We start from the raw sequence: 13,472 nt of genomic DNA, 5'->3' as shown, positions 1-13,472 counted from the left end.
CACGCGGGCGGAAATCGCGTGTGCAGCGGACACGGTGTCAACCGCACGGTACAATTGAAGCATGAATCCGAATTTTCTCGAATTTGAGCAACCGATCGCCGAGCTCGACGCCAAGATCCGCGAGCTCAAGATCGCCACAGCCGACGTGGACATCAATCTCAACGAGGAGATCACCCGCTTGCAGGGCAAGCTCGTGACGCTCACCGAGGGCATTTTCGGCAAGCTCACGCCCTGGCAGGTGTCGCAGTTGGCGCGGCACCCCTTGCGCCCCTACGCGCTCGACTACATCCAGTCGGTCTTCACCGATTTCCACGAGCTGCACGGCGATCGGCACTTCGCCGACGACGAGGCCATGGTCTGCGGCATCGGTCGCCTCGAGGGCCGCTCGGTCGCCATCATCGGCCAGCAGAAGGGTCGGGACACCAAGGAAAAACTGCGGCGCAATTTCGGCATGCCCAAACCCGAGGGCTACCGCAAGGCGCTGCGTGTGATGGAAATGGCCGAGCGCTTCGCGCTGCCGGTCGTGACCCTGATCGACACCACCGGTGCGTACCCGGGCGTGCAGGCCGAGGAGCGCAACCAGTCCGAGGCCATCGCCCGCAACCTCTTCGTCATGAGCGAACTCAAGGTGCCGATCGTCGCCACGGTCATTGGCGAGGGCGGCTCGGGCGGTGCGCTCGCGATCGGCGTGGCCGACCGCGTCAACATGATGCAGTACAGCACCTACTCGGTGATCTCGCCCGAAGGCTGTGCATCGATCCTCTGGAAGAGTGCCGAGAAAGCCGGCGACGCGGCAACCGCGCTTGGCATCACCTCGGGTCGCCTCAAGGAACTCGATCTCATCGACGAGATCATCGAGGAACCGCTTGGCGGCGCACACCGCGATTTTGACGGTGCGAGCAACGCCTTGCGGGCCTCGCTGGTGCGCAACCTCGACGATCTCGTCGACATGCCCATCGAGGAACTCATCACCCGTCGCCGGGCTAGGTTGCGTGGCTACGGGCAGTTCGACGGCTGACACCGAGGCCCTCGCCGCGCGGCTGCGCGCCCTGATCGGGCGCCTGCCGCAGCACTGGCCAGACGCCGACAGGGTTGTCGTGGCCTACAGCGGAGGCCGGGATTCCCACACCTTGCTGACCTCGGTCGTCGCGTGTTTCGCGTCCTCCGCCACGGCTGTGTCGGCCCTGCACATCAACCACGGCTTGCAGCCGGCGGCGGGGCACTGGGCGGTGCACTGCGAGGCCGTCTGCGCCGAACTCGGCGTGGAATGCACGGTCCTTGCGGTCGCGGTGCAGCCGGACGGGCAGGGGCTCGAGGCGGCGGCTCGTGCAGCGCGCTACCGCGCCTTCGCCGATCACCTGCCCCCGGGCGCGGTGTTGCTGCAAGCGCACCACGCCGACGACCAGGCCGAGACGGTGCTGCTGCGGTTGCTGCGCGGCAGTGGCGCGCACGGGGCAGCCGGCATTCCAGCGACGCGGCCGCTTGGCTCGGGTGTGCTCTGGCGACCGTGGCTGAGCGTCACAGCCGACGAGATAGCGGCGGTCGCGCAGGCCGAGGGCCTCGCCTGGGTCGAAGACCCGAGCAACGCCGACCCGCGCTTTGACCGGAACTTCCTGCGCCAGTGCGTGCTGCCCCAGCTGCGCGCGCGGTGGCCGTCACTGTCGCGCTCGATCGGCACCGCGGCGGCCAACTTCGACGATGCTGCGCTGGTGCTCGATCAGCACGCGGACGGGCTGCTCGCGCAAGACGGGGCGGCTGAAACAGTGTCAGTGGCGTTGCTCGCGCGGGCGTCGCCCGCGCACGCGCGCACGCTGCTCCACCGCTGGCTCAACCGGAACGGGGTGCCGGTGCCGTCGCGCGCGACCCTCGACCGGTTGCGCACGGAAGTCGCCGGGGCCCGTGCGGATGCGCAGCCGGCGCTGCGGGTGGGCGGCCTCACGGTGCGGCGGCACCGGGGACGACTGCACGCGGCGCCGGATGTCCCGGTCTTCGACACCGGTGCCTCCCTCGAGTGGTCCGACCCCTCGCAACCACTGGCCTTGCCCACCGGGCAGGTGTTGCACGCCGACACGGTGCTCGCCGACGGGCTCGATCGCGCTCACCTGCACCGGCGCTGGCAGGTCCGCTTCGCGTGCGGCAGTGCCTTGCTCAAGCCGCCGCGCCGGTCACGAGCCCGGGTCAAGAAGCTGCTCAACGCCGTTGGCGTGCCGGCGTGGCAGCGCCCGGCCTTGCCGTACTTGTATATCGACGGCGAGCTCGCCTGGGTCGAGCAGCTCGGCGTCGACCACGCCTTCAGGCGGGCTGATTTCGTTGGAGCGACTTAGCGGGCTGTGGTAACCTGCAATGCCATTGCGACCACTGCGCTTTGGGCCTCTCCTACCTCCCATGACTCGATACGTGTTCGTCACCGGCGGCGTGGTGTCGTCGCTTGGCAAAGGCCTCGCGTCCGCCGCACTTGGCGCCTTGCTCGAGGCCCGTGGCCTGCGGGTCAGCATGATGAAACTCGACCCGTACATCAACGTCGACCCGGGCACGATGAGCCCCTACCAGCACGGTGAGGTGTTTGTCACCGAGGACGGTGCTGAGACCGATCTCGATCTGGGTCACTACGAGCGCTTCGTCAATTTCAAGACCAGTCAGGCCAGCACGTTCACCACCGGGCGCGTCTACGAGAACGTGATCCGCGCTGAACGCCGCGGGGACTACCTCGGCAAAACCGTGCAGGTCATCCCGCACATCACGGACGAGATCAAACGCCTGATCCGCGCCGGTGCGGGCTCGGCTGATGTCTGCCTGGTCGAAATCGGTGGCACGGTCGGTGACATCGAGTCGCTGCCGTTTCTCGAAGCGATTCGCCAGATGCGGGCCGAGCTCGGGCCGGAATCTGCGCTTTTCATGCACCTCACGCTGTTGCCGTACATCGCGACGGCAGGCGAAGTGAAAACCAAGCCCACCCAGCACTCGGTCAAGGAAATGCGCTCGATCGGCATTCAGCCCGACGTACTCTTGTGCCGGTGCGATCGCCCCATCCAGGCCGATGACCGCAAGAAGATTGCGCTGTTCACCAACGTGCTCGAGCGTGCGGTGATCGAGGCGCGGGACGTCGACTGCATCTACGACATGCCGGCACGGATGGCCGGGGAAGGGCTCGACAAACTGGTGGTCGATCAGTTTCGACTCGAAACGCCCGAAGCCGATCTCACGCGCTGGCACGAGGTGGTCGCCGCGCAACGCAACCCGGAGTTCCGGGTTGTCATCGGCATGGTTGGCAAGTACATGGAGCTGACCGAGAGCTACAAGTCGCTGATCGAGGCGTTGAGCCACGCGGGCATTCACACGCGCTGCCGTGTGGACATCCGTTACATCGATTCCGAAGCCATCGAGCGAGACGACCTCTCCGTGCTCGATGGCCTCGACGCGATTCTGGTGCCGGGGGGCTTCGGTACCCGCGGCGTTGAAGGCAAGATCCGCGCAGCGCAGTACGCGCGCGAGCAACAGGTGCCGTACCTCGGCATCTGCCTTGGCATGCAGGTCGCCGTGATCGACTTCGCGCGCCAGTGCGCCCGACTCAACGACGCCAACAGCACCGAATTCGATCCGGACACGCCGTACCCCGTGGTGGCGCTGGTCACCGAGTGGCAGTCCCGCTCCGGTGAGACGGAAACGCGTTCCGCCGCCTCGGACCTCGGCGGCACGATGCGCCTCGGGGGCCAGACGTGCAAAATGCTCGAAGGCTCGCGCTCGCGCGAAACCTACGGGGCAGCGCACATCGTCGAGCGGCACCGCCACCGTTACGAAGTCAACAACGACTACCTCGAGCGCATCAGGGCGGCCGGCCTGATCGTCTCGTCGGTCAGTGACGACGAGGAACCGCTGGTCGAGATGATCGAACTGCCCGACCACCCCTGGTTCATCGCCTGCCAGTTCCACCCCGAATACACGTCCAACCCGCTCGACGGCCACCCGCTGTTCACGGGCTACGTGAGCGCCGCGCTGCGCCACGCCCAACAACACAACCGCGGGTGAGGGCAATGGAGCTGTGCGGCAAACCGGTTGGCCTGGCTGAAGCGTTGTTCTTCATTGCCGGGCCCTGTGTGATCGAATCCGAGAGCCTGGCGCTCTCCACGGCCGAGACCCTGCGCGAGCTTGCTGCGCGCCTGGGTTGCCACCTGATCTACAAATCGAGTTTTGACAAGGCGAACCGCTCGTCGGCGTCCTCGTACCGCGGGCCGGGTGTCGCCGAGGGACTGCGCATTCTCGAGCGTGTTCGGCAGGAGACCGGGTTGCCGGTGCTCACGGACGTCCACGAGGACACGCCGCTCGACGAGGTTGCGAGTGTCGTCGACGTGCTGCAGACACCGGCCTTCCTCTGTCGGCAGACCAATTTCATTCGGCGTGTCGCCGCCACCGGCAAACCCGTCAACATCAAGAAAGGGCAGTTTCTTGCGCCCGCCGACATGCGCAACGTGGTTGACAAGGCGCACGAGACGGGCAACGCGCAGATCATGGTCTGTGAGCGTGGCGTGAGTTTCGGCTACAACAACCTGGTGTCTGACATGCGTGCGCTTGCCATCATGCGGGACACCGCGTGTCCGGTGGTGTTTGACGCGACCCACTCGGTGCAGCTGCCGGGCGGCCTCGGCGGCGCGAGCGGTGGCGAACGCCAGTTTGTACCGGTGTTGGCGCGTGCTGCCGTGGCGGCCGGTGTGTCGGGGGTATTCATGGAAACCCACCCGGATCCGGACAGGGCACTCTGCGACGGTCCCAACGCGTGGCCTCTGGCGGCGATGCCTGCGTTGGTCGAGCAACTGCTCGAGCTCGATGCGGTGGTGAAATCCCGGCCACTCGCGGAAGCGGCGCTGCTGGCGGATCCCCTGGCGTGACCCGCTGCCCTGTCACGAACCTTGCTGCTGCTGCCACACCTTTGACTGACGACGACCCACTGACTGGACTGCTGACATGACTGACATCGCCCGGATCGAGGCCCGCGAAATCATGGACTCTCGGGGTAACCCGACGGTGGAGGCGGATGTCACGCTCGCCAACGGAGTCGTTGGTCGGGCAGCGGTGCCCTCTGGCGCCTCGACCGGGTCCCGCGAGGCGATCGAGCTGCGGGACGGTGACGCCACGCGGTACCTCGGCAAGGGCGTGCGCCAGGCGGTCGCGAACGTCAACGGTGAAATCGCCACACGACTCGCGGGCCACGACGCCGATGACCAGGCCGGGCTCGACAACGCCATGATCGCGCTCGACGGCACCGACAACAAGGGCCGACTGGGCGCCAACGCGCTGCTGGCCGTTTCGCTGGCCAACGCCCAGGCTGCGGCCCGCGACGCCGGCCGCATGCTCTACCACCACCTCGGCGGCGACGGGGCGGTGCACCTGCCGGTGCCGATGATGAACATCATCAATGGCGGTGCGCACGCGGACAACAACGTCGACCTCCAGGAATTCATGGTCATGCCGGTCGGAGTCGACAGCTTCTCCGAGGCGTTACGCTGCGGCGCCGAGATCTTTCACGCGCTCAAGTCCGTGCTGTCGTCGCGCGGTCTGAACACCGCGGTCGGCGATGAGGGGGGCTTTGCGCCCAACCTCAGTTCCAACGAAGCGGCCATCGAGGCGATCCTCGATGCGGTCGAAAAAGCGGGCTACGCGATCGGCCGGGAGGTCTACCTGGCGCTGGACGCGGCGAGTTCGGAGTTCTACCGCGACGGCGTCTACGACTTGGCGGGCGAGGGAAAGCAGTTCACCCCGGAGGCGTTCGCCGAGTTCCTCGCCGGTTGGACGCGCCAGTACCCGATCATCTCGATCGAGGACGGCATGGACGAATCGGACTGGGGCGGTTGGAAAGTGTTGACCGACGCGATCGGCGACACGGTCCAGCTCGTTGGTGACGACCTCTTCGTCACCAACACCCGCATCCTCAAGCGGGGGATCGACGAAGGTGTCGCGAACTCCATTCTGATCAAGGTCAACCAGATCGGCACCTTGACCGAAACGCTCGACGCGATCGACACGGCGCACGCCGCGGGCTACACCTCGGTGACCTCGCACCGCTCAGGTGAGACCGAGGACGCGACCATTGCGGACCTCGCCGTGGCCACCTCGAGCAAGCAGATCAAGACCGGGTCGCTGTCACGCTCGGACCGGATCGCCAAGTACAACCAGTTGCTGCGCATCGAGCAGGCGCTCGGTGGCCGCGCGCAATACCCGGGCGCAGGCGCGTTCCGGCAGAAACTGGCATAATGTGCGCCGAGTGGAACTGACGAGTTGACGCCCGTGCGCGCCATGACCTTCATCGCCCTGGCCCTGATTGCAGGCTTGCAATACAAGCTTTGGTTCGGGCAGGGCAGCGTCCAGGAAGTGTGGCAGCTGCGCGACCAGATTGACGACAAGCGGCAGGAGACGCAGCGCCTGGTCGAACGCAATCGCGCGCTGTTCGCCGAGGTCAACGATCTCAAATCCGGGCTCGATGCAGTCGAGGAGATCGCCCGCACCGAACTCGGTATGATCCGCGAAGACGAAGTGTTCTTTCAGCTCCTGGACGACACCGCCGCGTCGGGTGAGTGACGCGACGCCTCGCCTTGAACCCGTGATCGCGCTGATCCTCGCTGCGGGACACGGTGCCCGAACCGGCGGGGAACGCCCCGAACAGTGCGCCGCGTTGCGCGGCAGCACGGTCATCGCCCACACCCTCGAGCACACCACGCGTTGCCCCGCGGCGTCGAACGCACGCTGGTGGCCTTTGCGCCGAACGACCCGGGCACCGTTGTGCGCCGGTGGCCGGGGGTCGAGACGGTCTCGGGTGGCGTCGATCGGGCAAGCTCGGTGTTGGCCCTGCTCGATGCGCTGGCTGACCAGCCTGCGACGAGCTGGGTGTTGGTGCACGACGCCGAGTGCCCGTGCGTCGCGCTCGCCGGTGTGCAGCGGCTTCTGCAGGCCGTGCGTGAATCGGACGCCGACGGCGGTACGCCCGCGTCGCCCGTGCGCGGCACGATCAGGCGGGTTGACGAGGCGCGACGGCGTGGCGGTGAGCGACGATACCTCGGCGATGGAACGGGCCGGTCACCGGGTGTTGGTGGTGGCGGGCCGGGATGACAACATCCCGGTCACGCGGCCCGGCGACCTCGCGCTGGCAGCGTCTATGCTCGAGCATCAAACCGACGAACCCGCAGGAGGCGCTCGGTGATTCGCGCAGGACACCGTTTTGACGTGCAGGCCCTCGGCCCGGGCGATCACCCGATGCTCTGCGGCGTGCGCGTGCCGTTTCACCCGGGATTCGTGGCCCACAGCGACGGTGACAAAGCCGTGCACGCCCTGGCCGACGCGGTCCTCGGCGCTGCGGCGCTTGGTGACATCAGCCAGCATGTGCCCGACACCGATCCGCAGTGGCGTGGCGCAGACAGCCGCATGCTGTTGCGCTCGGTTGTCGACCGCGTGGCAGACGTCGCCTGGCATGCCACAACGCCGACGTCTCCGTGGCTGCCAAGGCGCCCACGCGCGCGCCGCACACCGAGACGATGGCGGTGACCGTGGCGGCAGGCCTCGGCCTTGATCGGCGCTCTGTCACTGTCAAGGCCACCACCAGCAACCGGCTCGGTTTCAGCGGACGCGCCGGGGGCATTTCGGCGTTTGCCGTCGTGACCCTGCGCGAACCGGCTGCGTGATCGCGCGCCGAGCTGGGCGTGGGCCGCTCGCGTTCGACCCTGTCGGGCTCGAACTGAGCGCGGAGGAGCGCGACATGCTTGCGCATCCACTGGTCGGCGGGGTGATCCTGTTTCGGCACAATTACGCGGATCCGGCGCAGCTGCGGGCCCTGATCGCAGACTGCCGTGCCGCCCATGGCGTGCACCCGCTGGTGTTGGTCGACCACGAGGGTGGACGCGTGCAACGCTTTCGCGACGGTTTCAGCGCGTTGCCGCCCGCGGCGGCCCTGGGTTGGCTCCACGGCCGTGACCCGGACGAAGCGATTGCGACCGCCGCCGCGGTTGGCCGCGTCATGGCGCAGGAGCTTGCTGCGGTCGGTGTCGATGTCAATCTCGCGCCGGTGGTCGATCTTCAGGGCGGCGGTTCGGTGATTGGCAGCCGCGCCTTCTCGGCGGATCCGGCCGTGACCACGGCGCTGGCGGCCGCCGTCGTTCAGGGCATCCAGTCCGGCGGACTCGGTGCGGTGGCGAAGCATTTCCCCGGTCACGGTGGGGTCGTCGAGGACACTCACACGGCACAGGCCGTGGACCCCCGTCCCTGGGACACGCTGCGTGAGCGCGATGCGGCGCCCTTCGAGGCCCTGGTGCGCGCGGGAATTGACGGTGTGTTGCCCGCCCACGTCTGCTTTTCGGCGATCGATGACCGACCAGTGGGCTTCTCTCGACGGTGGCTGCAGGGCGTCCTGCGGCAGCAATTGGGTTTTGCCGGACTGATCATCAGCGACGACCTCAGCATGGCAGCGGCGGCCATGCCCGGAGGCATTGTCGCCTCGGCCGAGGCTGCGCTCGCGGCGGGCTGTGATCTGATCCTCAGCTGTCAACGACCTGGGGCCGTCGCCACGCTGTTGGACGGGTTGCGGGATGTCGGCGAGCAGGACGCCCGCGCGCGGCGCGTCGACGCACTGCGGCAGCGCTCGGCGAGTCGGGCGGCGAACGTTCACGTGGGCGACGCCGCGCGTATCCAGACGCTTGACCGTGCCTGGCAGGAGAGCGCGGCGACGCCCTAGCGCCGGTGCTGTCAGTGCAGCGTCAGGGGCGGGGGCGGCGCGTCAGGCGGCGCGTCGTGCGCACTGTCACACCGGTCGCTCAGTGCGCGCCAGCGCTTTGCTTCGCGACGCAGGCAGCACCGCAGGCGCAGGGACTTCAGCGGGCAATCAAGGCAGCGTTCGAACGCGTCCGCGACGTCGCTCGCCGTGTCGTTGTCCGGGGCGTGGGCGTAGACACGGATCAGGCGCCGGGCGAGGCGCAGGTGGGCTGCAGTGTCGTCTTGGCTCATGACCGGCAGTGTACTAAAACCTGTTTAGGCGCGATGGTAGGCTAAACGAGAATGATTCGCAATGGGCATGCATGAGTCCGCACACACGCCTGGTCCGGCGGGGAAAACCTGGTGGGTGTACATGCTCGAAACCGACCGCGGTCACCTGTATACCGGCGTGTCGACCGATGTGGGCAAGCGCTTTGCCGCCCACACCGCGGGCCGCGGTGCGCGCTGTCTACGCGGTTGTGCGCGATTGACGCTGCGCTGGCAGGCCCCGATGCGCACCCGCGCAGAGGCGCTCAGCGTCGAGCGTCGGATCAAGACGCTGGCGCCGCACGCCAAGCAGGCGCTGTGGCGGTCGGCGCCTGACCGCGCGGCGGTGCTGCTGAGCCTCGCAGCACCGCGCTAGCGCCGGCTGACAGGGTGTGGCGGCGACCTAGACCCGATAGTAGTCGCGGTACCACTCGACAAAGTTGCCGATACCGACTTCGATCGGTGTGTCCGGTTTGTAGCCGACGTCCCGCACCAGGTCGCTGACGTCGGCGTAGGTGTCCGGCACGTCGCCCGGTTGCAGCGGCAGCAGGTTGCGCTTCGCCTCGATACCGAGCTTGTCTTCGAGCACGGCAATGTAACGCTCGAGCTCCACCGGGCTGTTGTTGCCGATGTTGTAGATGCGGTAGGGCGCGCTGCTGGTGGCGGAATCCGGGGCATCACCCTGCCACGCGTCGTTCGGCGTGGCGACGTTGTCCAGGGCCCGTTTCACCCCCTCGACGATGTCGTCCACGTAGGTGAAATCGCGTTTGTGCTTGCCGTAGTTGAAGACGTCGATCGGTTCGCCGGCGAGGATTTTTCGCGTGAACAGGAACAGCGCCATGTCAGGCCGACCCCACGGACCGTAGACGGTGAAGAACCGCAGGCCCGTGACCGGCAATCCGAACAGATGAGCGTAGGTGTGGGCCATGAGCTCATTGGATTTCTTGGTTGCTGCGTACAGGCTGACCGGGTGGTCGACGTGCTCGTGCACCGAGAACGGCATGTTTGTGTGTGCCCCGTACACGCTGCTGGTCGAGGCGTACACCAGGTGCTCCACGCCGTGGTGGCGGCAGCCCTCGAGGATGTTGAGGAAGCCGACGACGTTGGCGTCGATGTACGCGTGCGGGTTTTCCAGCGAGTACCGCACCCCGGCCTGGGCCGCGAGGTTAACCACGCGGTCGGGCCGGTGTTCGGCAAAGCAGCGCTCCACCGCCTCGCGGTCCTCGAGACTCGCACGAACCTCGGTGAAACCGGGCTTGCCGAATATCCGGCTGAGCCGGGCTTCCTTCAACGCGGGATCGTAGTAGTCATTCACATTGTCGATGCCGACGACTTCATCGCCGCGGTCGAGCAGCACGTGGGCGAGGTGTGAGCCGATGAAGCCGGCGCTGCCGGTGATCAGAACTTTCATGGTGTATCCGGGGAAGTGGGGTTAGAGGCGCGCGTCGACGTGTTCGCGGGGCAGCAGCGATTTCACGTCGTACAGCACGTGATTGGGTTTGCCGTGAGCACGGATACCGGGCGCCCCCAACTCGGCAAAGCGGCGGTGTCCCACCGCCAGCACGATGGCGTCGTAGTGCGCGGTGGCCGGTGTGTCGAGGAGGTCGATGCCGTAATCGTGACGGGCCTCCGCCGCGTCGACCCAGGGGTCGTGCACGTCGGTCTGTGCGCCGTACTCTTCGAGCGCGGCGACGATGTCGACCACGCGTGTGTTGCGCAGGTCCGGGCAGTCTTCCTTGAATGCCAGGCCCAAGATCAGCACCTTGGCGGCAACGGCACCAATGCCCTTGCCAGCCATGGTTTTCACCACTTGCTCGGCGATGTGTTGGCCCATGCCGTCGTTGATGCGGCGACCGGCGAGGATCACCGCCGGGTGGTAGCCGATCTCCTGGGCTTTGTGGGTCAGGTAGTAGGGGTCGACGCTGATGCAGTGCCCGCCCACCAAACCGGGCTTAAACGGCAGGAAGTTCCACTTGGTGCCGGCGGCGGCGAGCACGTCCTCGGTGTCGATACCGAGCTTGTTGAAAATCAGCGCGAGCTCGTTGATCAGCGCGATGTTGACATCGCGCTGGGTGTTTTCGATGACTTTCGCCGCTTCGGCGACGCGGATGCTCGGGGCCTTGTGCGTGCCAGCCGGAATCACGCTGCGGTAGAGCGCGTCGACGGTGTCTGCCACTTCGGCTGAGGACCCTGACGTGACCTTGAGGATATTCGTCACGCGGTGGGCCTTGTCGCCCGGGTTGATCCGCTCCGGGCTGTACCCGCAATGGAAGTCGGTCTGGTAGACCAGGCCGGACTCGCGTTCGAGCACCGGCACACAGTGTTCCTCCGTCGCACCGGGGTAGACGGTCGACTCGTAGATCACGATGTCGCCGCGCTTGAGCACGCGGCCGAGGGTTTCACTCGCCCGGGTCAGCGGAGTCAGGTCGGGTTGGTTCGCGCTGTCGATGGGGGTCGGGACGGTCACGATGTAGACCGTGCTGTCGGCGAGGTCGGCCGGGTCCGATGTGTAGCGCAGCTGCGTGCTGGTTGCGAGCTCGGCGGATTCGACTTCGAGCGTGCGATCGATGCCGCGTTCGAGCTCGGCCACGCGCTCGGCGGAGATGTCAAAGCCAGTCGTCGGGTACTGCTTGCCGAACTCCACGGCGAGCGGCAAGCCCACGTAACCCAAGCCGATTATTGCAATTTTTGCGTCGCTGACACGGTCGATCATGGTTTTGGGTGTCCTTACAGTCCTGTGTGCGTTGGACGTCACACGTCGGCGAGTGGGTGCCAAAGAAAACGGAGTTGCTCGACGCCGGGTGGGTGTTGCAGCAGCGTTAGCTTCCACTGCGACGCCGCTGAGGCGCGTTAACGGGTCTGAAACTTGTTAGCGTCCATTGAATGTTCAAGTTTAGATCGGTACGGAGCGTGCACCGGTCGTGTTGCGCGGTCGAAACACCCCCAATCCGGCAGGGTGTGAGTGACGTCACACTTTGTGGCTACGCACTCGATACAATGTGACCAAGTTGTCCAAGTTTTTCAGCGCGAAGGGGTAGGGAAGCGTGATCTCAGTGCGGGTGTCGGGTATGACCATTCGGGCACCGTTCGTGCTCTTCTGGTTACTCGAGTTCCTCATTTGCATGCTCGCTGTGATCATGGCTGTCACGGTGCGCTTCGTGGGCGACGCCGCAACCATCTCGGAGCAATTCGACTCCCCGCTGCTCTCTACAACCGCGTTTGGCGCGATCATGACCTTCTCGCTGGTGAGCTTCGGTTTGTACCAGTCTCACTTCCGTGGCGGGGCGCTCGGAGTGCTGTTGCGGATCGCGCTGGGCTTCGTCGCCGGCGGCGTCGCGTTGGCGCTCTTCTACTACATTGTGCCGTCTGCCTACCTTGGCCGCGGGGTCACGGCCATCGCGATGACCATCTCCTTTTTCGTCATCGGCACGCTGCGCCCGCTGTATCTGCCGATTGTCGAGCGCAAGAACCTCAAGCGTCGGGTGGCGGTGTTGGGCTGCGGTGAAGACGCCGCGACCATCGACCGCCGGCTCAAGCGGCGGGCCGATCGGCGCGGCTTCGAGATCATTCATTACCTCAATATCGAGGGCGCCAGCAGCGTTCTGGTCGAGCGCGATAACGTGATCACGCCACCGCCCTCGCTGCTGCACTATTGCCGCCAGCACGGTGTCCATGAACTGGTTCTGGCGTTGAACGATCAACGCGAAAACTTGCCCTCGGACCAGCTGATCGAATGCCGCCTGGCGGGCATTGATGTGATCGAACTGATTTCCTTCTTCGAGCGCGAGGCCGGCTTTCTGCCGCTCAATCTGGTGCGGCCGAGCTGGTTCATCTACGCCGGTGGGTTTCAATCCGGCCGCGCGTGGGATGCCGCGAAGCGTGCCGTGGACCTGCTCGCGAGCGGCGTGTTGTTGCTGATCAGCTTGCCTGTGATGGTGTTGACCGGGATCGCGATCCTGATCGAAAGCGGGCCGCGTGCGCCGATCTTCTATCGGCAGGAGCGCGTCGGCTTCGGCGGCCAGCTGATCGACGTGCTCAAGTTCCGCAGTATGCGTGTCGACGCCGAGGCCGCCGGCCAGGCCATTTGGGCTAGCGCGCAGGACGACCGAGTGACCCGGGTGGGCCGCGTCATCCGCGCGCTGCGCATCGACGAGCTGCCGCAGATTCTGAACGTGTTCAAAGGCGACATGAGCCTGGTCGGACCGAGACCGGAGCGGCCTGCGTTTGTCGAGGAGTTGAAGCAGACGATTCCGTATTACGCCGAGCGGCACCAGGTTAAACCCGGTGTCACTGGCTGGGCCCAGGTGAGCTACCCCTACGGCGCCTCCATCGACGACGCCCGGTGCAAACACGAATTCGACCTCTACTACGTCAAGAACCGCAGTTTGTTCCTGGACCTGTTTATTTTGTTACAAACCGTTGAGGTCGTGCTGTTGGGAAAAGGTGCGCGCTAAACTGCGTGCGCTCTTCGGGCT

General features: G+C 66.0%; 13 protein-coding genes and 1 pseudogene. 11 read left to right on the top strand and 3 right to left on the bottom strand.

Features of this window, described 5'->3' with window-relative positions; all coding sequences use genetic code 11:
• The first annotated feature begins 61 nt into the window (after positions 1 to 61).
• From AAGA11_02445 to nagZ, 9 genes and pseudogenes are all read left to right on the top strand, one after another.
• Positions 62 to 1,018: an acetyl-CoA carboxylase carboxyltransferase subunit alpha gene (locus tag AAGA11_02445; protein ID MEM9601699.1), complete on the top strand. Its 957-nt coding sequence runs from the start codon at positions 62 to 64 to the stop codon at positions 1,016 to 1,018.
• Entirely contained in the window at positions 993 to 2,324 is a 1,332-nt protein-coding gene (gene tilS / locus AAGA11_02440; protein ID MEM9601698.1) for a tRNA lysidine(34) synthetase TilS, read from the top strand. Before AAGA11_02445 ends, tilS begins: the two co-directional genes overlap by 26 nt.
• A 61-nt stretch (positions 2,325 to 2,385) precedes the next feature.
• Positions 2,386 to 4,026, top strand: a complete 1,641-nt coding sequence (locus tag AAGA11_02435; protein ID MEM9601697.1) for a CTP synthase — start codon at positions 2,386 to 2,388, stop codon at positions 4,024 to 4,026.
• Between the two features lie 5 nt (positions 4,027 to 4,031).
• Entirely contained in the window at positions 4,032 to 4,883 is an 852-nt protein-coding gene (gene kdsA / locus AAGA11_02430) for a 3-deoxy-8-phosphooctulonate synthase (GenBank protein ID MEM9601696.1), read from the top strand.
• Positions 4,884 to 4,959: 76 nt separating this feature from the next.
• Complete coding sequence (eno, locus tag AAGA11_02425) at positions 4,960 to 6,246, top strand: phosphopyruvate hydratase (protein ID MEM9601695.1); 1,287 nt, start codon at positions 4,960 to 4,962, stop codon at positions 6,244 to 6,246.
• Between the two features lie 33 nt (positions 6,247 to 6,279).
• A complete protein-coding gene (gene ftsB / locus AAGA11_02420; GenBank protein MEM9601694.1) occupies positions 6,280 to 6,570 on the top strand; it encodes a cell division protein FtsB in 291 nt (96 codons plus the stop codon).
• 141 nt (positions 6,571 to 6,711) lie between these two features.
• Positions 6,712 to 7,098, top strand: coding sequence for a 2-C-methyl-D-erythritol 4-phosphate cytidylyltransferase (locus tag AAGA11_02415; protein ID MEM9601693.1), 387 nt, complete (start codon positions 6,712 to 6,714; stop codon positions 7,096 to 7,098).
• A 144-nt stretch (positions 7,099 to 7,242) separates the two neighbouring features.
• Positions 7,243 to 7,667: pseudogene (ispF, locus tag AAGA11_02410) on the top strand (2-C-methyl-D-erythritol 2,4-cyclodiphosphate synthase).
• Complete coding sequence (nagZ, locus tag AAGA11_02405) at positions 7,664 to 8,713, top strand: beta-N-acetylhexosaminidase (GenBank protein MEM9601692.1); 1,050 nt, start codon at positions 7,664 to 7,666, stop codon at positions 8,711 to 8,713. The pseudogene ispF and the gene nagZ overlap by 4 nt, the downstream one beginning before the upstream one ends.
• A gap of 11 nt (positions 8,714 to 8,724) precedes the next feature.
• On the opposite strand, the gene AAGA11_02400 is transcribed toward nagZ, so the two are convergent.
• Positions 8,725 to 8,982, bottom strand: coding sequence for a hypothetical protein (locus tag AAGA11_02400; GenBank protein ID MEM9601691.1), 258 nt, complete (start codon positions 8,980 to 8,982; stop codon positions 8,725 to 8,727).
• A gap of 121 nt (positions 8,983 to 9,103) precedes the next feature.
• Here AAGA11_02400 and AAGA11_02395 point away from each other — a divergent pair, with 121 nt between their 5' ends.
• A complete protein-coding gene (locus tag AAGA11_02395) occupies positions 9,104 to 9,373 on the top strand; it encodes a GIY-YIG nuclease family protein (GenBank protein ID MEM9601690.1) in 270 nt (89 codons plus the stop codon).
• A gap of 27 nt (positions 9,374 to 9,400) precedes the next feature.
• Here the strand turns inward: AAGA11_02395 and AAGA11_02390 are convergent, their stop codons facing one another.
• Together AAGA11_02390 and tviB are read right to left on the bottom strand one after the other, a co-directional pair.
• Entirely contained in the window at positions 9,401 to 10,408 is a 1,008-nt protein-coding gene (locus AAGA11_02390) for an NAD-dependent epimerase (GenBank protein ID MEM9601689.1), read from the bottom strand.
• Positions 10,409 to 10,429: 21 nt separating this feature from the next.
• Positions 10,430 to 11,707, bottom strand: coding sequence for a Vi polysaccharide biosynthesis UDP-N-acetylglucosamine C-6 dehydrogenase TviB (gene tviB, locus AAGA11_02385; protein ID MEM9601688.1), 1,278 nt, complete (start codon positions 11,705 to 11,707; stop codon positions 10,430 to 10,432).
• A 358-nt stretch (positions 11,708 to 12,065) separates the two neighbouring features.
• On the opposite strand from tviB, the gene AAGA11_02380 reads away from it, so the two are divergent.
• The gene (locus AAGA11_02380; GenBank protein MEM9601687.1) at positions 12,066 to 13,451 is read left to right on the top strand and encodes a TIGR03013 family XrtA/PEP-CTERM system glycosyltransferase; all 1,386 of its coding nucleotides are present in this window, start codon (positions 12,066 to 12,068) and stop codon (positions 13,449 to 13,451) included.
• Positions 13,452 to 13,472 lie beyond the last annotated feature (21 nt).

The sequence above is a fragment of the Pseudomonadota bacterium genome, assembly GCA_039196715.1.
Lineage (GTDB): Bacteria > Pseudomonadota > Gammaproteobacteria > CALCKW01 > CALCKW01 > CALCKW01.
This window is presented reverse-complemented; position numbering and strand designations above follow the sequence as displayed.

Coding starts and splice junctions, on each gene's coding strand:
- AAGA11_02445 (MEM9601699.1), top strand. CDS start 62: ATGAATCCGAATTTTCTCGAATTTGAGCAACCGATCGCCGAGCTCGAC.
- AAGA11_02435 (MEM9601697.1), top strand. CDS start 2,386: ATGACTCGATACGTGTTCGTCACCGGCGGCGTGGTGTCGTCGCTTGGC.
- kdsA (MEM9601696.1), top strand. CDS start 4,032: ATGGAGCTGTGCGGCAAACCGGTTGGCCTGGCTGAAGCGTTGTTCTTC.
- eno (MEM9601695.1), top strand. CDS start 4,960: ATGACTGACATCGCCCGGATCGAGGCCCGCGAAATCATGGACTCTCGG.
- AAGA11_02400 (MEM9601691.1), bottom strand. CDS start 8,982: ATGAGCCAAGACGACACTGCAGCCCACCTGCGCCTCGCCCGGCGCCTG.
- AAGA11_02395 (MEM9601690.1), top strand. CDS start 9,104: ATGCTCGAAACCGACCGCGGTCACCTGTATACCGGCGTGTCGACCGAT.
- AAGA11_02390 (MEM9601689.1), bottom strand. CDS start 10,408: ATGAAAGTTCTGATCACCGGCAGCGCCGGCTTCATCGGCTCACACCTC.
- AAGA11_02380 (MEM9601687.1), top strand. CDS start 12,066: ATGACCATTCGGGCACCGTTCGTGCTCTTCTGGTTACTCGAGTTCCTC.